The 21,140-nt window shown below is 44.2% G+C and carries 14 protein-coding genes, 1 pseudogene and 1 riboswitch; of the genes and pseudogenes, 9 read left to right on the top strand and 6 right to left on the bottom strand.

The window, feature by feature from the left end; translation table 11 throughout:
• Positions 1 to 395: 395 nt before the first annotated feature.
• The 4 genes from topA (at position 396) to JC606_RS09305 (ending at position 7,292) form a co-directional block, all read left to right on the top strand.
• Entirely contained in the window at positions 396 to 3,026 is a 2,631-nt protein-coding gene (topA, locus tag JC606_RS09320) for a type I DNA topoisomerase (RefSeq protein ID WP_004737437.1), read from the top strand.
• Between the two features lie 524 nt (positions 3,027 to 3,550).
• Positions 3,551 to 4,780, top strand: coding sequence for a glucose-1-phosphate adenylyltransferase (glgC, locus tag JC606_RS09315; RefSeq protein WP_083803037.1), 1,230 nt, complete (start codon positions 3,551 to 3,553; stop codon positions 4,778 to 4,780).
• On the top strand, positions 4,770 to 6,224 hold the full coding sequence (gene glgA, locus JC606_RS09310; protein WP_198778478.1) for a glycogen synthase GlgA: 1,455 nt from the start codon (positions 4,770 to 4,772) through the stop codon (positions 6,222 to 6,224). Before glgC ends, glgA begins: the two co-directional genes overlap by 11 nt.
• 270 nt (positions 6,225 to 6,494) lie before the next feature.
• Positions 6,495 to 7,292, top strand: coding sequence for an alpha/beta fold hydrolase (locus tag JC606_RS09305; protein WP_008220088.1), 798 nt, complete (start codon positions 6,495 to 6,497; stop codon positions 7,290 to 7,292).
• A gap of 122 nt (positions 7,293 to 7,414) precedes the next feature.
• Here the strand turns inward: JC606_RS09305 and JC606_RS09300 are convergent, their stop codons facing one another.
• The 5 genes and pseudogenes from JC606_RS09300 to torD form a co-directional block, all read right to left on the bottom strand.
• Positions 7,415 to 7,732, bottom strand: a complete 318-nt coding sequence (locus JC606_RS09300; protein WP_061034220.1) for a putative signal transducing protein — start codon at positions 7,730 to 7,732, stop codon at positions 7,415 to 7,417.
• A gap of 29 nt (positions 7,733 to 7,761) precedes the next feature.
• Positions 7,762 to 8,474: pseudogene (locus JC606_RS09295) on the bottom strand (TVP38/TMEM64 family protein).
• A 99-nt stretch (positions 8,475 to 8,573) separates the two neighbouring features.
• Positions 8,574 to 9,164 (bottom strand): TfoX/Sxy family DNA transformation protein, encoded by a 591-nt coding sequence (locus JC606_RS09290; RefSeq protein ID WP_083803036.1) that lies wholly within the window; start codon positions 9,162 to 9,164, stop codon positions 8,574 to 8,576.
• A 127-nt stretch (positions 9,165 to 9,291) separates the two neighbouring features.
• A riboswitch (cyclic di-GMP riboswitch) is annotated at positions 9,292 to 9,377 on the bottom strand.
• Between the two features lie 170 nt (positions 9,378 to 9,547).
• Entirely contained in the window at positions 9,548 to 10,552 is a 1,005-nt protein-coding gene (gene purR / locus JC606_RS09285) for an HTH-type transcriptional repressor PurR (RefSeq protein ID WP_061034224.1), read from the bottom strand.
• Positions 10,553 to 10,868: 316 nt separating this feature from the next.
• Complete coding sequence (gene torD / locus JC606_RS09280; protein WP_198778476.1) at positions 10,869 to 11,516, bottom strand: molecular chaperone TorD; 648 nt, start codon at positions 11,514 to 11,516, stop codon at positions 10,869 to 10,871.
• Between the two features lie 256 nt (positions 11,517 to 11,772).
• Between torD and torR the strand changes: the two genes are divergently transcribed.
• A complete protein-coding gene (gene torR / locus JC606_RS09275; protein ID WP_004737446.1) occupies positions 11,773 to 12,486 on the top strand; it encodes a two-component system response regulator TorR in 714 nt (237 codons plus the stop codon).
• 103 nt (positions 12,487 to 12,589) lie between these two features.
• Here the strand turns inward: torR and elyC are convergent, their stop codons facing one another.
• Positions 12,590 to 13,444, bottom strand: a complete 855-nt coding sequence (gene elyC, locus JC606_RS09270) for an envelope biogenesis factor ElyC (protein WP_198778475.1) — start codon at positions 13,442 to 13,444, stop codon at positions 12,590 to 12,592.
• Between the two features lie 115 nt (positions 13,445 to 13,559).
• Between elyC and cmoM the strand changes: the two genes are divergently transcribed.
• The 4 genes from cmoM (at position 13,560) to mukB (ending at position 21,040) form a co-directional block, all read left to right on the top strand.
• Positions 13,560 to 14,345 carry a tRNA uridine 5-oxyacetic acid(34) methyltransferase CmoM gene (gene cmoM, locus JC606_RS09265; RefSeq protein WP_171366657.1) on the top strand — a complete coding sequence of 262 codons (786 nt, stop codon included), beginning with the start codon at positions 13,560 to 13,562 and terminating at the stop codon, positions 14,343 to 14,345.
• A 125-nt stretch (positions 14,346 to 14,470) separates the two neighbouring features.
• On the top strand, positions 14,471 to 15,808 hold the full coding sequence (gene mukF, locus JC606_RS09260) for a chromosome partition protein MukF (protein WP_198778474.1): 1,338 nt from the start codon (positions 14,471 to 14,473) through the stop codon (positions 15,806 to 15,808).
• Positions 15,789 to 16,583, top strand: coding sequence for a chromosome partition protein MukE (gene mukE, locus JC606_RS09255; protein ID WP_061032871.1), 795 nt, complete (start codon positions 15,789 to 15,791; stop codon positions 16,581 to 16,583). The genes mukF and mukE overlap by 20 nt, the downstream gene beginning before the upstream one ends.
• A complete protein-coding gene (mukB, locus tag JC606_RS09250) occupies positions 16,580 to 21,040 on the top strand; it encodes a chromosome partition protein MukB (RefSeq protein WP_198778473.1) in 4,461 nt (1,486 codons plus the stop codon). The genes mukE and mukB overlap by 4 nt, the downstream gene beginning before the upstream one ends.
• Positions 21,041 to 21,140 lie beyond the last annotated feature (100 nt).

The following is a 21,140-nucleotide window of genomic DNA, read 5'->3' as shown; positions in this document are numbered from 1 at the left end:
CGAACTAGAAATTCAATGATTTCACAACCGATTAAGAGAGTCTTTTCGAATATCCACAATTTATTTTGTGATTTATGGCAAAAATAATGGAATGGGGCTCGCGTTCGATTCATGGACAAGCTTAGTATGAGCCCGTTTAGAGTTAATGCCTGATGAATAGGCCCTTGCTAGTATTCTTTTCGAGTACTTTATAGCTTCTTTATATTGTGACCCTTTTATCTGTGAGTCGACGAATTGTCGAGCGATCAGATCCAATTTTGAAAAAAGCGGTTGATCTTCTAGTAATCTCGCACAATAGTAAAAAAAGAAGCAATGAATTTAGAATATCATGCGTAAAAGCCCACAAGTTAAATTGTTGGTGCTAAAGCATCGTGATTAAGGACGTTAGAGTCAATATGGGTAAATCGCTCGTTATAGTGGAGTCGCCGGCCAAGGCTAAAACTATCAATAAATACCTTGGCAAAGACTTTGTCGTTAAGTCGAGTGTAGGTCACGTACGTGATTTACCAACGGCAGGTCAAAGTACTGGTAAAAAGGCTGCTGCAGTTTCAACAAAGGGTATGAGCCCAGAAGAAAAAGCTCGTATCAAGAAAGAAAAAGATCGCAAAGCTCTTATCAAAAAGATGGGTATTAACCCGTATAAAGAGTGGGAAGCAAATTACCAAGTATTACCGGGTAAAGAAAAAGTTGTTGCTGAACTGCAAAAACTGGCTGAGAACGCAGACCATGTTTATCTCGCAACCGATTTGGACCGCGAAGGAGAAGCTATCGCATGGCACCTTCGTGAGATCATCGGTGGCGATGAAACGCGATACAAGCGAGTGGTGTTTAACGAAATCACCAAGAACGCAATTCAACAAGCTTTTGAAACTCCAGGTGAGCTAAACATCGATGGCGTAAACGCACAGCAAGCACGACGTTTTATGGACCGTGTTGTTGGCTTTATGGTGTCACCTCTGCTTTGGAAGAAAGTAGCACGAGGCCTATCCGCTGGCCGTGTTCAATCAGTGGCTGTAAAGCTTCTTGTTGAGCGTGAGCGCGAGATCAACGCCTTTATTCCAGAAGAGTTCTGGGATGTGCATGCTGATACAAAAACAGCAGAAAAAACAGATTTTAGACTTCAAGTCGCACAAAAAGACGGTGTTGCGTTTAAACCTGAAAATGAAGCGCAAACGCAAGCTGCATTGAGTGTTCTTGAGAAAGCACAATACGAAGTATGTAAGCGTGAAGACCGCCCAACGAAGAGTAAGCCGTCTGCACCGTACATTACTTCAACGCTTCAACAAGCTGCGAGTACTCGTCTTGGTTATGGCGTAAAGAAAACCATGATGTTGGCGCAACGCCTATATGAAGCGGGCTACATTACTTATATGCGTACTGACTCAACCAACTTGAGTTCAGAAGCGGTAGAAGCAGCTCGTGAATACATCGGTTCTGAGTTTGGTGCAGAGTACCTGCCACCTAAAGCGCTTGTATACGGTAGCAAAGAGGGCGCTCAAGAGGCTCACGAAGCGATTCGTCCTTCAAGCGTTGATGTTAAGTCAGAAGACTTAAATGGCGTAGACGCAGACGCACACAAGCTTTACTCGCTGATCTGGAATCAATTCGTAGCGTGTCAAATGACCCCTGCGCAGTACGACTCAACAACAGTAAGCGTTAAAGCTGAAGAGTACACGCTAAAAGCGAAAGGTCGTATCCTTAAATTCGACGGCTGGACTCGTGTTCAACGTCCGATGGGTAAAAACGAAGATACGATCCTGCCTGCAGTACAAATTGGCGATAAGTTGGATCTTATTGCATTGGATCCTAAGCAACACTTTACTAAGCCACCGGCTCGTTTCACTGAAGCGGCGCTTGTTAAAGAACTTGAGAAACGTGGTATCGGTCGTCCTTCAACATACGCGTCGATCATCTCTACCATTCAAGATCGTGGTTACGTGAAAGTTGAGCAGCGTCGTTTCTATGCTGAGAAGATGGGTGAAATTGTTACTGACCGTCTAGACGGCAGCTTCAATGACCTAATGAACTACGACTTTACGGCTCGTATGGAGCAGAAGTTAGACCAAATCGCTGAAGGCGAAGCAAGCTGGAAAGGCGTGCTAGATAATTTCTTCAAAGATTTTACCGGTGATTTGGAAAAAGCGGACCTCGACGAAGATGCAGGCGGCATGAAGCCAAATCACATCGTTGAAACCGATATTGAGTGTCCAACTTGTGGCCGTAATATGGGTATTCGTACTGCTTCGACAGGCGTATTCCTAGGCTGTTCTGGTTATGCACTTCCACCAAAAGAGCGTTGTAAGACAACGATTAACCTTGGTGATGAAGAAGGTATTATCAACGTTCTTGAAGAAGATGTTGAAACCGCAGCCCTTCGTGCTAAAAAGCGTTGCCCGATCTGTGAAACGGCAATGGACGCTTATCTGATTGATGACAAGCGTAAGATGCATGTATGTGGTAACAACCCGAACTGTGAAGGTTACGTAGTTGAACACGGCGAATTCAAAGTAAAAGGCTATGATGGCCCGCTTGTTGAGTGTGACAAGTGTGGTTCAGATATGGTTCTGAAGAATGGTCGTTTCGGTAAGTACATGGATTGTACGAGTGAAGATTGTAAGAACACTCGTAAGATTTTGAAAAACGGCGAAGTTGCGCCACCAAAAGAAGACCCAGTACATTTCCCTGAACTTCCATGTGAAAATTCAGACGCGTACTTTGTGCTTCGTGATGGTGCTTCTGGTCTATTCATGGCAGCAAGTAACTTCCCTAAATCACGTGAAACTCGTGCTCCTTTAGTGGAAGAATTAGTTCGCTTTAAAGACCGTATTTCACCGAAGTTCCAATACCTAACGACAGCTCCAGTGGCTGATCCAGACGGTAAGCCGACAGTGGTTCGTTTTAGTCGTAAGACAAAAGAGAACTACGTTCGTACAGAAGTGGATGGTAAGCCTTCTGGTTGGACCGCCTTGTACATTGACGGTAAATGGGAAGTAACGGATAAACGTAAAAAGCCCAAAGAAAAGTAACTGAACGTTATTGATATAAAAAGCAGCCAATAGGCTGCTTTTTTTCGACTTATATATGACTAATTATGCAACTGATTGAAATTAAGTCTTAGTTGTAATCTTTTATTAAATTCATAGCGTAAAATAAATCAAGAGATTAGTCACACAATCTTATGTAACTGTAACGAATGTGTAACTTAATTAGAATATTGTAACTCACAGATCAGTGTTTAGTTGTATACCTGATGTGTGTTGGGTGTTAATGTAATGTTTCGCTCAAACAGTGTAATGTGAGCTGCTTTAAGTCTTAGGAAAGCAATCAGCTTACATAGCACAGAATGGCGTATTAAAAATTGAAATCGGCTGGAAAGTCGATAACGTATATAAAACCAAGTGCAAACAATAGTGCACGAAAAACAACGTTTGGCTTAGGATACTGTCACTGTATGTGAATGGATATTCGCTAAGTACCGAAATCATTGTCAGTGCTCATCCCCCAGAGGAAGATACCTCTACGAGTACTGACATCGACAAGCTATAAATATATGGAGAATAAAATGGCTGGTGTATTGGGAATGATTCTTGCTGGTGGTGAAGGCTCTCGCTTAAGACCTTTAACTGAATCGCGCAGCAAACCCTCGGTTCCTTTCGGTGGTAGTTACCGCTTAATTGATTTCGCTTTAAATAACTTCGTTAACGCGGATCTAATGAAGATCTATGTATTAACGCAGTTCAAGTCACAGTCACTGTTCCACCATATGAAAAAAGGTTGGAATATCAGTGGTATAACAGATCGTTTTATCGACCCAATCCCTGCTCAAATGCGTACGGGTAAGCGTTGGTATGAAGGCACGGCAGATGCGATCTACCAAAACCTTCGCTTTATGCAGTTAGAAGAACCAGATCAAGTTTGTATCTTTGGTTCTGACCACATCTACAAAATGGATATTAAGCAAATGCTTGATTTCCACAAAGAGAAGAAAGCAGCACTAACGGTTTCAGCTCTACGTATGCCTTTGGCTGAAGCATCAGAGTTCGGTGTTATCGAAGTTGATGCGGAAGGGCGTATGATTGGCTTTGAGGAGAAGCCTGCAAACCCTAAACCAATTCCAGGTGACCCAGACTCCGCATTGGTTTCTATGGGTAACTACGTATTTGAAGCAAATGAGCTTTTTGCAGAGCTCGTTGAAGATGCAGATCGTGAAGGTTCTTCACATGACTTTGGTAAAGACATTATCCCTAACATGTTCCCACGTGGTGATGTGTTTGTGTATGACTTCAGCACCAACCGCATTACTGGCGAGAAAGAAGAAGTTTACTGGCGTGATGTAGGTACGATTGACGCGTACTGGCAAGCGCACATGGATCTTCTTGAGAAAGATGCACCATTCTCACTATACAACCGCAAGTGGCCACTGCACACTTACTATCCACCATTACCACCTGCGACGTTTACAGACTCGGCTAATGGTCGTGTTCAAATCATCGATAGCTTAGTGTGTAACGGTAGTTATGTTCGTGGTTCTCGTATCGAGAAGTGTGTACTTGGCTTCCGTAGCAATATTGCATCAGCGTGTGACATCAGTGAGAGTATCTTATTGGGCGACGTAAAAGTGGGCGAGGGCTGTGTACTTCGTCGTGTTATCGTCGATAAAGATGCAGACATCGCACCGGGCACACAGATTGGTGTAAACCTGAAAGAAGACAAAAAGCATTACCACGTCTCTGACGATGGTGTAGTAGTAATCCCTAAAGGAGCACGAGTTGGTTACTAAGACTCTCTCGGTACTTTTTGTAGCGTCTGAAGTAGAAGGCTTGATTAAGAGCGGTGGCTTGGCTGATGTAGCCAAGGCACTGCCTAAAGCGTTACAAACACTCGAACAGGACGTTCGAGTGACCATCCCCGCTTATCGCAACATCCCAAATATTGATTCTGCAGAAGTTGTTCTATCGACAGAGCTCGATCATTGGCCGCATACGGCTTATCAAGTTAAGAAGTTAATTGTTGAAGGCGTACAAGTGTTTGGTATTGAATGTGCTAAATACTTCGACCGTCCAGAAATGTACGCTGAAAATAATCAGGCTTATGCTGATAATGGTGAGCGTTTTTCGTTCTTCAGCGCAGCATGTTTGGATATGCTTCCTAAGCTTGGTTTCCAACCTGATATTATTCATGCGAACGATTGGCATACTGGCTTTGTTCCTTTCTTGCTTAAATCTCGCTACCAACAGCATGAATTCTTTGAGAACACGCGCAGTGTCATTTCAATCCACAACGCGGTGTTCAAAGGCGTATTCTCATACGATGAGCTGCAATGTCTTCCTGAAATGCACAGTCGTAATGTTCCTGAAGTTGCGGTCAGTGATACGCACGTGACTATGCTTAAAGCCGGTGTACTATGCGCAGATAAAGTGAACGCAGTAAGCCCAACGTACGCGGAAGAGCTAAAAACAGAGCTTGGTAGTCATGGCATGGCGGCTGAGTTTCAACGTAGAGCTTCAGACTTAGTCGGAATCCTAAATGGTTGTGACTACGGTGCTTGGAATCCAGAAACGGATGCATTTCTTCCTCGTAAATACAAAGCGACCAAACACAGCATGGCGCGTGGAAAATCAGCGTGTAAACAGAAGCTTCAACAAGAAGTCGGCTTACCGGTCATCGATTGCGCAGTGTATGGGATGGTTTGTCGCTTAACGAACCAGAAAGGCGTTCACTACTTGTTGCCTATCATTGAACAATTCTTGAAGAATGATCTTCAGATTGTGATTGTAGGTACGGGTGACCCTGTTTTAGCGAGCCAACTTAAAGAGCTATCAGCGCTGCATTCAGACAAATTCTCTTTTGTAGAGGCATACAACAATGAATTAGCGCATCTAGTTGAAGCGGGTTCTGACTTTTTCTTGATGCCTTCTGAGTTTGAACCTTGTGGTTTAAACCAGATCTACAGTATGGCTTATGGCACCTTACCGATCGTTCGCTCTGTCGGTGGTCTAAAAGACAGTGTGAATGATTATGACGAGGATCCTGAAGTGGCGACCGGCTTTGCTTTTGAAGAGCCGACTCCGCAGGCTTTGTTGGCCGTTTTACACCGTTCGTTGCTGCTTTACGCACAAAACCCATCTGAAATTAAGCGTGTTCAGCTTTATGCGATGCAACAAGACTTTAGTTGGGAAGATGCTGCGAAAGAGTATTTAACGATGTATCACTCGGCATTTTAACGCTCTGTTTTAGCTGATGCACAGCAATTGTCTTTAATGAAAGAGGCGCTCTAATAATAGGGCGCCTTTTGCTATCTGGTCTGAGTACATCACGTTTAGAAAGACAAAGCTTGCAAACTCATTTAAGTCAGGTAGAAAAGGAAGTGAAGCATTCACAGCGCTAATGATAGGTTTGACACTATTATCACCTAATCTTCTTAATTGCGTGATATCCTTAGCCATCGCCTTGTGATGAGGCTTAGCTCCATTTTAATAATTAAAGCGATAGGTATGTCTGAAAGTTTATTATTTCATAAAACATTTACTCACCCTACTAGCGATGAGTGGGTGGTATTTGTGCATGGTGCCGGAGGTAGCTCCTCTATTTGGTTCAAGCAGATCAAGGCGTATAAACAGCATTTCAACCTGCTCCTCATTGACCTGAGAGGGCATGGTAAATCAGACAACATACTTAAAGAGCTGATATCAAACCGTTATACATTCAAAGCTGTCACGCTCGATATTCTTAAAGTATTAGACCACCTTAAAATCCGCTCCGCACACTTCGTTGGTATGTCGTTAGGAACCATTATTGTCCGTAATGTTGCGGAGTTAGCGGCAGGGCGCGTGCGTTCAATGGTATTAGGTGGTGCGGTAACTAAACTCAACACTCGCTCGCAAGTATTGGTTAAGCTAGGAAATCTAAGCAAACATATCATTCCTTACATGTGGCTTTATAGCCTTTTTGCTTACATAGTGATGCCACAAAAAAGCCAAAAAGAGTCTCGTCACCTGTTTATTCGTGAAGCCAAAAAGCTGTGTCAAAAAGAGTTTAAGCGTTGGTTTATATTGACGGCTGATGTGAACCCCTTAATGAAATATTTCAAAGATAGGGAGTTACCGATACCAACCCTTTATCTGATGGGAGAGCGTGACTACATGTTCATCAAGCCCGTTAAAGAAATGGTTGAGGCGCACGAGTCGAGTGAACTGGTCGAAATTGCTAACTGTGGTCATGTGTGTAACGTTGAAAACCCTGAAGAATTTAACCAGCACTCTATCGAGTTTATCCAAAAGCAAATCCAGTGATTTCTAAGTCGGTCATTTGAACTCATAATAGAATTGAAATAAAAACGGGAAGCTATTTGTAGCTTCCCGTTTTTGTTTTGAGGATAAATCAAATGAAGCGGCTAAGACCTCATTAAGCTCGTCTACTCAGGAGAGTTAGCTCCGCATTGCCAACAAGAACCAAATTGTGCCTCGTTCACTTCATGACATTCACTGCAGCGCCACTCTTCATAGATGATAGAATCTTGCTGTTTTTGGTAGTCATTGACAATAGCACGCGCCTTAGTGGCCATTTCTGGCTCATATAGCCATACGTATGGGTCAGTTTCTTCTGTGAACGGGATTTCCCCTTTCAAACCAAACAAACCCTCACCACGGACTTCACAGGCAATATTCTCACTTTCTAGGAGTCCGCAGATGATATGTGCCTCTGTCGGATTTGATGCACTGAAGATTTTCATTGATATAGAACCTTATCCGGCCACAATTATTATTCCGTAACCGGTGCTGAACGAAACTTGCTCATCAACCATTTAGCGATAATTGGGAACACCCCTAATAATGCAAATGACAATAGTACAGAAGGTGAAACGATGCCTGAAAGCGAATCAATTTCTGCGAGTTGGGTACCAGCATTCAAGAAGACTGCAGTACCAGGCAACATGCCGATTTGGCTTGTTACATAGTAGCGAGTCACCGACATGGGTGTTAAGCCCATCAACAGGTTGATAAGGAAAAACGGAAACACTGGGATAAGTCGCAAAGAAAACAAGTAAAATGCGCCATCTTTTTCAACGCCTTTATTAATCGTAGTGAGTTTGTCGCCAAACTTAGTTTGAATCCAGTCTCGCAGTAGGTAACGACTACTCAAAAAGGCAAGAGTTGCGCCTATTGCACTGGCGAAAGATACTAATAACAAACTATTCCAGAAGCCAAACAGCGCAGCACCAAGTAGTGTAACAACGGCTGCTCCCGGGATGGAGAAGGCGGTGATCAATACATATGCGATAAAGTACGTCGCCGCGGCGGCAATAAAGTTACTTTCAATGTAGTCGTTTAGCACCGCTTGCTGTGCTTTGGCGTTTTCGAGCGTGAGGTATTGGCCAAAATTAATGCCTAATAAAAAGATCGTTACGACCAATACAATACCTAATATCATTTTCTTACTCATTGATACTTCCTCAAATTTTCAATGCAGACCATTAGTATAGATAGACAAGCAAAGCATAGATTAACTTTCACTAGATATAAAAAAAGCCGCAGAAATGCGGCTTAGTTGTATAAAAAGGTGTACTGAAAATGTTAATTGACGCGACTGATAAGCTCTTCACGACGTTGCTGCGGGATAACCGACCAATGGGTGCCATTGATCGCCCCCTCTAGTGCCCAAAGCAGTTCAATACTGACGGAGGACGCATGAGATTCCTTGATGGCATTAAATGCGTTTACAGAGCCAGATTCATATAAACGTTCTACGGAATCAATTCCAGCTTTCTTCAACATGCGCTCGGTGGCGAGTCGAAGATTCGGGAGGTCTTTGAGTCGAGTTGGCTTAGCAGCGGACTGTTCAGCTTTCTCTTCTTTTGCAAAGCCCAGAGATGTAGTCGCAAGCTGCAAGATTTTCTCTTGGTCTTGCCATAAGCCTTCGGGTAGAGCGAAATATTTAGTTACGACAGGGAAACCACGCTTTTTGTAGACGTACGGTTGAAACCCTTGTTGCTCGAACTGTTTTGTTGTGCCTTTGTCTGCTCGTATGTGCAACTGGTCATTAACAACCAGAGCAAACATAGTGTCATCAGCAAAAAGACCGAATCCACCAAACATTGAGCGTGACTTTATTTTTCCTAGGGGCTCAAATAACTTCATTGAGTCCTTTAGTATCGGTTTATCCATGTTATTTATCTCGGTGTATTTGAACTACGCCACCAAATAAGCAGGTCCGAGAGATTAGCAAAATGTTGCAATTACATTGTCAATAAGCCGTAAATTACTAAATTATTAGTAGTTACTGCATTTTGCCATCGGTAACCCCGCTACCATACCAACGAGTGGTTTAGGCCGGAAGCTTTGCGTCTCACCTTTTCAAGTGATTTGCCCTGTGCGTGACTGATTGAATAGAATAAAGTTTTTGTTGAATGAGGCTCACACTTGTTATTTCAAAGTGTGATGTTGCTTCAATTAATGATCTTTATCATATGAAACTAGGTTTATTTTAGTTGCTGATAAAAAAAACGCACCCAAAGGTGCGCTTGATGAAAATAAACTCAATTTATCAGTTAATTTAACGTTTTAACTGTACTACGTTCAACAATTTCTGGGTGCATTTCGAAGACGCGTTTTTCATGGTCTTTGTCTTTAATACGCTCAAGCAGAATTTCGAAGGCGTTCTTACCGACACGGCGCTTCGGTTGGTGAACGGTAGTCAATGGTGGAGAGAAGTACTCAGCCAGTTCGATGTTATCGTAGCCAATGATAGAGATATCTTCAGGGATACGGATGCCTTTCTGCTGTAGGCGGCTCATCAAGCCTAGTGCCATGGTATCGTTGAAACAGAATACAGCTGTCGGGCGATCTTCCATCTCAACAATTTTGTCAGCGGCTAGAACGGCAGTATCACACTCAAAGTTACCTTCGATGATCATGTCGTCATTTGCAGTAATGTTAGCTTCTTCCAAAGCGCGCTTGTAACCAGCGATACGCTCCACACACGCCGCTTTGTCTAAGTGGCCACTTAAACAAGCAATCTTTGAGTGACCGCGGTCGATTAGGTATTTAGTCGCTAGGTAGCCACCTTCTTCAGAGTTATCGATGATCTTATCTGCTTGAGAACTCTCCGGGCCCCAGTCCATGACTACTTTAGGGATGTCAGCGTGACGGTCTAACATCTCTCTCAGTTCTTCAGTTAGGTCTGAACACATAACCAAGATGCCATCTACACGTTTCTCTGCAAGCATTCGAATGTAGTCACGTTGCTTCTCATAGATACCACCCGTGTTACACAGGATCAAAGTGTAACCTTGACGGTAGCAGTAGCTCTCAACACCATCGATAACTTCTGAGAAGAATAGGTTGGTTGATTGAGTCACTAGCATGCCGATGGTTCGTGTTGAATTACACTTCAAACTACGAGCAACAGCACTTGGTGCATAGTTTAATTCGTCTACCGCTTTATTTACTTTTTCTTGAGTCGCTTCTGCAACAAAGCGTGTTTTGTTGATTACGTGAGAAACGGTTGTGGTTGATACGCCTGCTAAGCGAGCGACATCTTTTATAGTGGCCATGGTTTTATCCTATTAGAAGCTACTTTCCCCAAAGTACGGAGTGAAGTAGCCGTTAAGCTACCTAACTAAGAGCTTAAATTTGTAGGGCTCTTTGGGTACTAAAGTGTTAAAAAACAAAAAACCGCTAGTGAGCGGCTTGTTTTAACACCGAAATGCTCTGAACTTAATAAGCATAGCATTTCGTGAATGTTTCATATTTTATCGTTTGCGGTCACAATTCTAGACTGACTAGAAAATACTCGCAATACAATTCACCCAGAAATCCGGGTGAATTGTCACATTCTACGGAATTTATTTACCTAGTCATCAGTTAAGCTTATTCACCAGCTAAATATTGAGCATCTAATTGACAGAAAGCCATTAGCAGAGAAGATACAGCAGCGTAGAAACCGAATTCATCAACATCGTGACACTTAACGTTGAATTTCGGGATCCAAGTTAATAGCTGTTGCTCGATAAATTGTTGCTGAACTTCGAACGATTTTTCTAGTACTTCTTCTGATTCTGTTTCATTAGAATGAATGATTAGGTTACCTAAGAAGTCGAGTTCGATAGCGATGTGGTCTGCTGGTTCTTTTAGATCTTGGTTAACCACTAGGTTGTGCTTAGCCATGATCTCTTCCATCTCTTTCGCTGGTTTATCGTTTAATAGGCCAGTTTCACCGATGTACATTGAAGCATAAGGAAGGGCGCCATGCTTATCTGTCTTTAGGAAAAGGTCGCAAAAGTCAGCAGACAGTTCTAGTTGTGCATCTTCGCGAGTTTGTAGGCGGTTCAGTGCATCAACTAACTTATCAATAGCAGGCTTTAGAGTTTCATTTTCGCCTAAACCAGTTAAGAAAGAACGAATTTCAACAGAGTGGTAGTGGTCAAGTTCGTCTTGAGTGAGCTCTTTGGCGAATAAGCTTGATAGCCACCAGTAAATTTCTGCTCTTTGCTCATTGAACGCTTTCGTATCTTTCATTACATAGATCCTGATTTAGTCTTGTGGTGTCTTTTCGCACACCAAGGCTGATGACGAGGTTATTTGCGAAATGCAAAGTTACTCGTTAGTAGTAATGCCTATATTGAATTGTGCTAGACGACAAATAGCAAGGTTTAAGATTGTCTTGTATCAAAAAAAATCCATGTTTCTGGCATTTATCTTCAGTACCACTAGAATTGTTACTAGTTATGAATAGAATAGTCACCGAAACTATTAAATAAGAAAAGTGGTGTAGATGAGCTATCACGTATTAGTCGTAGAAGATGATGTGGTGACCCGTAGTAAACTGGTTGGTTATTTCCAGAACGAAGGTTATACAGTTAGCGAGGCCGAGAGCGGTGCTCAAATGAGAAGCGTGTTAGAAGAAAACAATGTTGACCTCATTATGCTGGACATCAACTTACCAGGCGAAGATGGATTGATGCTAACTCGCGAATTACGCAGTCAATCTGACATTGGAATTATTTTAGTTACTGGACGCACGGATAGCATCGACAAAATTGTTGGCCTTGAAATGGGCGCTGACGATTACGTTACTAAACCCTTCGAACTTCGCGAGTTATTAGTTCGAGTTAAAAATCTACTTTGGCGCATTTCTGCTGCTCGTAAAACGACAGCAGGTGAGGCTGAAGAGTCACAAGATGAGTCAGTGGTTCGTTTTGGTGAGTGGACATTTGATATCCCTCGTCGTGCGTTAAGCAAAAACGGCGAGCCGGTAAAACTGACGAAAGCGGAATACGAACTATTGGTTGCGCTGTCTTCTTACCCTAATCAGGTATTAAGCCGCGAACGTATTCTTAATATGATCAGCCACCGTGTTGACGCGCCGAACGACCGTACTATTGATGTACTGATTCGTCGTATGCGCGCAAAAATGGAGTTCGATCCGAAGAACCCACAAATTTTTGTGACAGTGCACGGCGAAGGTTACATGTTTGCTGGTGACTAGATTCTTAAAGAGCCCTTAGTCAGCAAGAGAACTCAAACTTAAAAAGCCGAGACATCATTGATGTATCGGCTTTTTTATTCTTTTGGGATTTTATGTCGTTTGCCTATTGAGGCTGTGCTGCCGAAAAGGCGTTGTCGTCTTCAGCTAAGCTAGAAGCTTCAGGTATTACGATTGGCTCTTCAGCAACATCGCTACTGGTGTCTAACCAGTCGCGTAGGCTTTGCCAAACTAATCCCATTGTCTCGTGCCAGTAACGTTCTGTCTGTTCCAGATAAATCGCTTTAGGCATGTATTTGTTCCAAGGTTCTACTATGCCGCCTTGAGCAAGGTAGTTGGTTGGCGCTGGCAATGGTTTCATACCTGCTGCATTAAATTCGTTCAGAGCGCGTGTCATGTGGCTTGCTGAAGTCACCAATACCATTTTTTTGTTTTTCACGAACGCTGCTGCTTGGCGAGCTTCTTCCCAGGTATCTTTGGCTGTTTCCAGTAAAATGATGTCAGGTTTTGCCACGCCAAGTGCTAAGGCTACCTTAGCCATCATTCTTGCGTTACTGACCTCTGTACCAGCACCGTAGCCAGACAAAATCAGTTTAGCGCCAGGGTAGAGGCGTAAAATACGAATCCCTTCACTTAAACGCATCAAGCCTTTTCTGTTCAGTTCAGATGTTGGTGGGATCTGATCATCAACGACGTGTCCGCTACCAAGAACCATCACGTAATCGACAGTCTCATCGACCGGTAAAAATGCAGTGTGCTGCCTTTCCATTGGCATTAATAGTTGACTAGAAACTGGTTGGAAAGCGATTAGGAAAATGCCACAGAGGGCAGAGAGGGTAATTAAGCAACCAGTCTTTCTTTTAGTAGTAAACATCACTAGGGCTAAGCCCAGAAATGCGAGAATTAACATTGCTGGTAGTGGCATCAATAATGAAGACACTACTTTTTTCAGCTCAAACATATCCGAATAGTCCGAAAAAACATCACTTAGTAGTAAAAAGAGACATCGCCTCTTTATTCCTGAAATTCCTGTGACAGAATAGCAGGCACGATAGGACATAATAACTCAAGTAGCTGTGACTGAAGACCGTAATTTCGACGATATTGCCCACAAATTTGCAAAAAATATTTACGGCTCCGACAAAGGAGAGATCCGTCAGATCATCGTATGGGAAGATTTAGAACAAGCTTTGAGCAAGTTTGAAGGTTCTGCTTCTCCATTGCATGTGCTTGATGCCGGAGGCGGGTTGGCACAGATGTCGCAAAAAATTGCGGCGCTTGGTCATAAGGTTTCTCTATGTGATCTGTCTTCTGAGATGCTAAAGCTGGCTCAAGAAGGGATCACCGAAGCGGGGCTGTTAGAGCAATATCAGTTTATCCATTCTCCGGTACAAAAAGTGGCAGAGCATCTCGATGATAAAGTTGATTTTGTGATGTTTCATGCCGTTATGGAGTGGCTGGCCAACCCTAAAGAAGCACTCGATTTGCTACTTGAACAAGTTAAACCAGGTGGTGTTGCCTCGATAATGTTTTACAACCACCACGGATTAGTCCTGAAAAATGTGATTTGTGGCAACATTCCTCATGTATTGAATGGGATGCCACATCGAAAACGGTTTAAGCTGCAACCACAAAAAGGCTTGAAGCCTGAAGAGGTTTACCAATGGATAGAAGACGCTGGTCTAGAAATCTGTGGTAAATCTGGCATTCGCTCCTTTAGCGACTACATAGGAAATATGGAGTACATGGGCGATTACCAATTTGAAGATGTATTGGAACTAGAAAAGCAGCTATGTCGCCAAGAGCCATATCTGTCACTAGGCCGTTATATTCACGTTTGGGCTCAAAAACCTGCGCAATAACAGTGATGAATGTGGTAAAAGAAACCACAATATGCGCTATGCAATCGTAAGAAGCCCGCGTTATAAAGAAATAGGCGTCATATCTACTGTGTTTGATATGACGAAGAACAGTAACAGGAACCACAATGAGTGAAATGACTCAAACTGCCGAAGAGCAGCCAATTGATGAGTTGGTGGGCTGGGTCAAGCAGCATGATTTTTCATTAAACTTGCCGCCAGAGCGCTTAGCATTTTTGATTGCTATCGCAGTATTAAGCAATGAAAGGTTCGATGAAGAGCTGGGCGAGGGTGAACTGCATGATGCGTTTACTATCGTCACTCGACTGTTTGAAGATACTGGTGAAGCCTCAGCGTTTCGTGCCAATAATGCAATTAATGAGTTGGTTAAACAGAAGCTGATTAGCCGCTTTACCAGCGAAATTACCGATGGCGCAAGCATCTACCGCTTGTCACCGTTGGCAATTGGTATCTCAGATTATTATTTACGTCACCGTCAGTTCTCTAAATTAAAACTGTCTATCCAACTTTCTATGGTTGCGGATGAAATGGCAAAAGCTATTGAAGCAGCACAGAAAGGTGGAACGCCAGGGCATTGGAGAAAGAACGTTTACGGCGTGCTCAAGTACTCTGTTGGTGAAATTTTCGATCAGATTGATCTTAACCAACGCGTTATGGATGAGCAGCAGCAGACCGTAAAACAGCAGATTGCCGACCTTCTTAATAAAGATTGGCGTGAAGCGATCAACAACTGTGAAGTCTTGCTATCAGAAACCTCAGCCACGCTAAAAGAGTTGCAAGATACCTTGCAAGCGGCAGGTGATGAACTGCAAACGCAGATCCTCGATATTCAAGAAATTGTTTACGGCGACGATGAACTCGAGTTTGTTGGCGAAACCCTGTTTGGTCTGCAAATGAAGCTCGACCGAATCACAAGTTGGGGCCAACAAGCGATTGATTTATGGATCGGCTATGACCGTCACGTTCACAAGTTTATCCGTACCGCGATTGATATGGATAAGAACCGTGCCTTCAGCCAACGTCTACGTCAATCTGTGACGGAATACTTTGATGCGCCGTGGCTACTAACTTATGCCGACGCTGAGAAGCTGACGGATCTTCGTGATGAAGCACTAGTGCTTCGTGATGACGAAGTAACAGGACAAGCGCCACTCGACGTAGAGTACGAAGAATTTGAGCAAGTGAACGATCTGCTGTCTGAAAGTATTGCAGATATGTTAAAAGCTCACAAACAGCAAGGTGCGCCAATCGATCTTGGCCTTGTGTTACGCGACTACCTCGCTGAACACCCTCGCACACACCATTTTGATTTAGCCAGAATTGTTGTCGACCAAGCGGTGCGCTTAGGTTACTCAGAGTCTGACTATCAGGCTATTCAGCCAGATTGGCAGGCAATCAACGATTTCGGTGCAAAGGTACAAGCCAATGTCATTAACAAGTACTGATGATTACATGCCAGAGAAACTGGTAAAAGCGATAGCGAACCCACTGTTCCCTGCGCTAGACAGCATGCTGCGTTCAGGTAAGCATATTTCAACAGAAGACCTAGATAACCACGCGTTACTGTCTGATTTTGAAGTTGAGCTTCAGCATTTCTACCAACGCTACAACACAGAACTTGTGAAAGCACCGGAAGGTTTCTTCTATCTGCGTCCGCGTTCTACGTCTTTAATTGGTCGTAGTGTGTTGTCTGAGCTAGACATGCTTGTTGGCAAGGTATTGTGTTTCTTGTACCTAAGCCCAGAGCGTTTGGCACACGAAGGTATCTTCACTAACCAAGAGCTATTTGAAGAGCTAATGGCACTAGCGGATGAGAAAAAACTCATGAAGCTAGCAACAAACCGTGCGTCTGGTTCTGATTTAGACAAAGAAAAACTGTTTGAAAAAGTGCGTACTTCTCTGCGTCGCCTACGTCGTATCGGCATGTTGATTGCGATTGGCGAAACGGGCAAATTCCGTATCAGCGAAGCGGTATTCCGTTTTGGTGCGGACGTACGTGTTGGCGATGACATGAAAGAAGCTCAACTGCGCCTTATCCGTGATGGTGAGGCTGTGGTGCATACTCAAGAACCTAACCAAGGTAGCTTGTTGAATGAAGAGAAAGCTGAAGCTACATCAGATGTAGATGAAAACGGTCAACAAGATATTTTTAACGATCAAGCTGACTTTGACCTTGAGTCAAACGACGGCGAACAAACAAAAGTAGAAGGTGAAGCATGATTGAAAGAGGTAAGTATCAATCATTAACCATGGTCAACTGGAACGGCTTCTTCGCACGTACTTTTGATATTGATGGATTGGTTACAACGCTTTCTGGCGGTAACGGTGCAGGTAAGTCGACCACAATGGCGGCATTCATTACAGCACTTATCCCTGACCAAAGCCTTCTGCATTTCCGTAACACAACGGAAGCAGGCAGCTCACAGTCATCACGTGATAAAGGCCTTTACGGTAAGCTTCAGCCAGGCGCATGTTATGCAGCGTTAGATGTGGTGAACTCTCGTAACCAACGCCTACTGTTTGCAGTAAAACTGCAGCAAGTTGCTGGTCGTGACAAGAAAGTAGACATCAAGCCGTTCGTTATCCAAGGTCTTCCAAGCCATGTGAAGCCAACGGATGTATTGATTCAGAACGTTTCAGACAGTCATGCTCGTGTATGTCAGCTAAATGATGTGAAGGCCGCAGTTGCACAATACGAAGGCGCACACTTCAAAGCGTTCTCTTCGATTGTGGATTACCACTCACAGATGTTCGAATACGGTGTGGTACCGAAGAAACTGCGTAATAGCAGCGACCGTTCTAAGTTCTACCGTCTGATTGAGGCATCACTTTATGGTGGTATCTCAAGCGCAATTACACGTTCTCTGCGTGATTACCTTCTACCGCAAAATGGTGGTGTGAAGAAAGCATTCCAAGATATGGAATCGGCACTGCGTGAGAACCGCATGACGTTAGAAGCGATCAAGACAACTCAGTCGGATCGTGACTTGTTCAAGCATTTGATCACTGAATCGACCAATTACGTGGCAGCAGACTACATGCGCCATGCAAACGATCGTCGTAACAAGCTTGATCAAACCATGAAGTTCCGTGGTGAACTGTTTGGTTCGCGTGAAACTTTACTAGAGCAAAACAACCTGTTGAATCGAGTTCAAGAAGAACTTGAGTTGCTGGTGGATCAAGAATCGTCTCTAGAACAAGACTACCAAGCGGCTTCGGATCATCTTCAATTGGTTCAAACTGCACTTCGTCAGCAAGAGAAAATTGCTCGCTACAGCGAAGATCTAGAAGAGCTTAATGAGCGTCTAGAAGAGCAGATGATGGTGGTTGAAGAAGCTCAAGAGCGAGTACTTCTTGCAGAAGAGCAGGCAACCATTACTGAAGAAGAAGTGGATAGCCTGAAAACTCAGCTTGCTGATTACCAACAAGCATTGGATGTTCAGCAGACTCGCGCACTTCAATACCAGCAAGCGGTTCAAGCATTAGAGAAAACCAAGCAGTTGCTAGGTGATGAATCTATTACGGCAGAAAGTGCGTTGACCTTGGTTTCTGAGTTAAAAGCACAAGAAGAGTCAAGCACACAGAAGCTACTGTCTACTAAGCACAAGCTAGACATGTCTTCAGCAGCTTCTGCACAGTTCGATAAAGCGCTGTCTTTGGTTAAGAGCATTGTTGGTGATGTTGAACGTAAAGAAGCGTCTCACAGCGCTAAACAAGCTCTAGATAAAGGTCGTAACGCAAAACACGTTGTTGAGAACGAACAGCAATGGCGTGCTCAGCATCGCGACATGGCTCGTGATGTGGCGCAGCAGCGTCAAGCGAAAGAGCTGGCGACTGAATACCAAAAGCAACACAATATTTCACTGACTGACGAAGCGGTTTTCGAAGAAGAACGTGAACGTCATGCCATGCAGATCGAAACGCTTGAGTATGCTCAAGAAGAGCTGCGTGAAGCGAAGAGTGAACAACGTCGTGTTCAGCAAAACCACGATCAAGAGATTCAAAAGCTTGAATCTGTTGCTCCTGCGTGGATCACAGCAAATGATGCGCTTGAGTCGTTGAGAGATCAAACCGAAGCTGAGCTAGAAGATAGCCAAGCTGTGATGACGCAAATGCAGCAAGTGCTTGAAGATGAAAAATCTCAAGTGGTGGCTAAAGATCAACTGGCAACGCGCCGAGCTGAACTTGAGCAAGAGATCGAGCGTCTAGCGTCACCTGGTGGTTCTAACGATCCTCGTTTGAAAGGCTTAGCAGATACCCTTGGTGGCGTTCTGCTTTCTGAGATCTACGACGACATCACGATTGGCGATGCACCATACTTCAGTGCGATGTATGGCCCGGCTCGTCATGCGATTGTGGTTTCAGATCTTGATGGCATCAAAGAGAAACTGATTGATCTTGATGATTGTCCTGAAGACCTTTACATCCTTGAGGGTGATGTAGACGCGTTTGATGACAGCTCGTTCAATGCCGATGAGTTAGAAGGCGCGGTGTGTGTTCAACTGAACGATCGCCAGATGCGTTACTCTCGTTTCCCTGAGATCCCACTGTTTGGCCGTGCAGCTCGTGAGCAACGTTTAGAGAAACTGCGTGAAGAGCGCGATGTGGTTGTTGAGAATCACGCGAAAGCTGCGTTTGACTCTCAAAAACTTAATCGTTTATACCAAGCATTCAATAGCTTTGTAGCGAAGCACCTGCACGTTGCGTTTAACGCAGATCCAGAGCAAGCACTTACAGTCGTTCGTGAGAAACGCAACCAAGTAGTGCGCTCGTTAGCTGAACTGGATTCGAAAGAGCAACAACAACGCAGCCAGCTTCAACAAAGTAAACAGGCGATTGCTGCGCTTGATAAGTTAGCGCCTATGGTTCGTATTCTAGAAGACGAAACGCTCGCTGAACGTTTAGCTGAACTAGAAGTACAACTAGAACGTCTGAGTGAAGCTAAGTCTTACCTGAACACTCATGGCAAAGCGCTTGCGTCATTAGAGCAAATCGTTTCTGCACTAGACGCTGACCCAGAGCAATTCGAAGCTTTGGAAGCTGAGTACCGCCAGGCGGACAATGCGCTACAAACGCTAAAAGGCAAAGTATTCGCACTGTCTGATCTGATTGAGCGTCGTCACTACTTTGCTTACGCAGACTCAGTTGACCTGCTTAACAAGAGCAGTGAATTGAGTGAGCAACTGAAAGCGAAACTGGTTCAAGCAGAACAAGCTCGTGCGAAAGGCCGCGATGGCTTGAACCAAGCTCGCGAACAGATGAACCAGTACAACCAAGTATTGGCAGCGCTGAAGAGCTCGCATCAAGCGAAGCAAGAGACTGTTCAAGAGTTCAAACAAGAGCTTCATGAGTTCGGTGTTAACGCTGATGAAGGTGCAGAAGAGCGCGCGGTTCGTCGTCGTGATGAACTTCAAGAGCGCCTGCATACGTCTCGTAGCCGTAAGAGCGAATACGAACGCACGATTACCTCAACTGAACTTGAGATGAAAGCACTGGCTAAGCGTCTTAAGAAAGTACAGAAAGAGTACACAGAGCTTCGTACCTTCGTGGTCGCAGCCAAAGCCGGTTGGTGTTCAGTACTGCGTTTAGCTCGTGAGAATGACGTTGAACGTCGCCTACACAAGCGTGAACTGGCTTACCTAACGGCTGGTGAACTTCGTTCAATGTCGGATAAATCACTGGGTGCACTGCGTTTGGCTGTGGCTGACAACGAAGACCTACGCGATTCACTGCGCCTATCTGAAGATAACGCACATCCAGAGCGTAAGGTTCTGTTCTACATTGCGGTATACCAACATCTTCGCGAGCGTATTCGCCAAGACATCATTCATACGGATGATCCGGTTGAAGCAATTGAAGAGATGGAAGTTGAGCTAGCTCGATTAACAGAAGAACTGACGCAACGTGAAAACCGCCTAGCGATCAGCTCTGAGTCGGTAGCAAGCATTATTAAGAAGACGATTCAGCGCGAGCAGAACCGTATTCGAATGCTAAACCAAGGTCTGTCGAATATTTACTTTGGTCAGGTTAAGGGCGTACGTCTGAACGTTAAGATTCGTGAAAGCCACGAAATCTTGCTATCAGGCCTAGCGACTCAACAAGAGCAGCACAAAGACTTGTTCGAAACGACTCGTTTCACTTTCTCAGAAGCGATGGCGAAGTTGTTCCAACGTGTGAACCCACACATCGACATGGGCCAACGTTCTCCGCAAGTTCTGGGTGAAGAGCTGCTTGATTACCGTAACTACCTAGAGCTAAGTGTTGAAGTTAACCGTGGTTCGGATGGTTGGCTACAAGCTGAATCCGGCGCACTGTCTACCGGTGAGGCGATTGGTACTGGTCAATCTATCCTACTGATGGTGGTACAGAGCTGGGAAGAAGAATCTCGCCGACTTCGTAGCAAAGACATTGTTCCATGCCGCTTGTTGTTCCTTGATGAAGCAGCACGTCTGGATGCGAAGTCTATCTCTACACTGTTTGAACTGTGTGACCGTCTAGGTATGCAGCTTCTGATTGCAGCACCGGAGAACATCAGCCCAGAGAAAGGTACAACCTACAAACTGGTACGTAAGGTCTTCAAAGATCATGAACACGTACACGTTGTTGGCCTGCGCGGATTTGCTCAGAATAAGCCAGCCTCTTCAGTCCAAGAGCTTATCGAAGAAACTGAACAATAAACAGAAGCTGACTCACTTCTACTAATTCAAAGCCCCTCATCGTAGGCAATGTAGATCAGATAAGGATCGGTTGACCGATCCTTCTTCTGAGAGATAATCG

This window comes from Vibrio sp. IB15, from assembly GCF_016406055.1.
In the GTDB taxonomy this organism is placed as follows: domain Bacteria; phylum Pseudomonadota; class Gammaproteobacteria; order Enterobacterales; family Vibrionaceae; genus Vibrio; species Vibrio chagasii.
The sequence above is the reverse complement of the archived record's forward strand: the minus strand, read 5'-3'. Positions and strand labels throughout refer to the sequence as shown.

Bases quoted from the DNA above. Each gene is read 5' to 3' on its own strand.
- topA (WP_004737437.1), top strand. From the start codon at position 396: ATGGGTAAATCGCTCGTTATAGTGGAGTCGCCGGCCAAGGCTAAAACT.
- glgC (WP_083803037.1), top strand. From the start codon at position 3,551: ATGGAGAATAAAATGGCTGGTGTATTGGGAATGATTCTTGCTGGTGGT.
- JC606_RS09305 (WP_008220088.1), top strand. From the start codon at position 6,495: ATGTCTGAAAGTTTATTATTTCATAAAACATTTACTCACCCTACTAGC.
- JC606_RS09300 (WP_061034220.1), bottom strand. From the start codon at position 7,732: ATGAAAATCTTCAGTGCATCAAATCCGACAGAGGCACATATCATCTGC.
- JC606_RS09290 (WP_083803036.1), bottom strand. From the start codon at position 9,164: ATGGATAAACCGATACTAAAGGACTCAATGAAGTTATTTGAGCCCCTA.
- purR (WP_061034224.1), bottom strand. From the start codon at position 10,552: ATGGCCACTATAAAAGATGTCGCTCGCTTAGCAGGCGTATCAACCACA.
- torD (WP_198778476.1), bottom strand. From the start codon at position 11,516: ATGAAAGATACGAAAGCGTTCAATGAGCAAAGAGCAGAAATTTACTGG.
- torR (WP_004737446.1), top strand. From the start codon at position 11,773: ATGAGCTATCACGTATTAGTCGTAGAAGATGATGTGGTGACCCGTAGT.
- elyC (WP_198778475.1), bottom strand. From the start codon at position 13,444: ATGTTTGAGCTGAAAAAAGTAGTGTCTTCATTATTGATGCCACTACCA.
- mukF (WP_198778474.1), top strand. From the start codon at position 14,471: ATGAGTGAAATGACTCAAACTGCCGAAGAGCAGCCAATTGATGAGTTG.
- mukE (WP_061032871.1), top strand. From the start codon at position 15,789: ATGTCATTAACAAGTACTGATGATTACATGCCAGAGAAACTGGTAAAA.
- mukB (WP_198778473.1), top strand. From the start codon at position 16,580: ATGATTGAAAGAGGTAAGTATCAATCATTAACCATGGTCAACTGGAAC.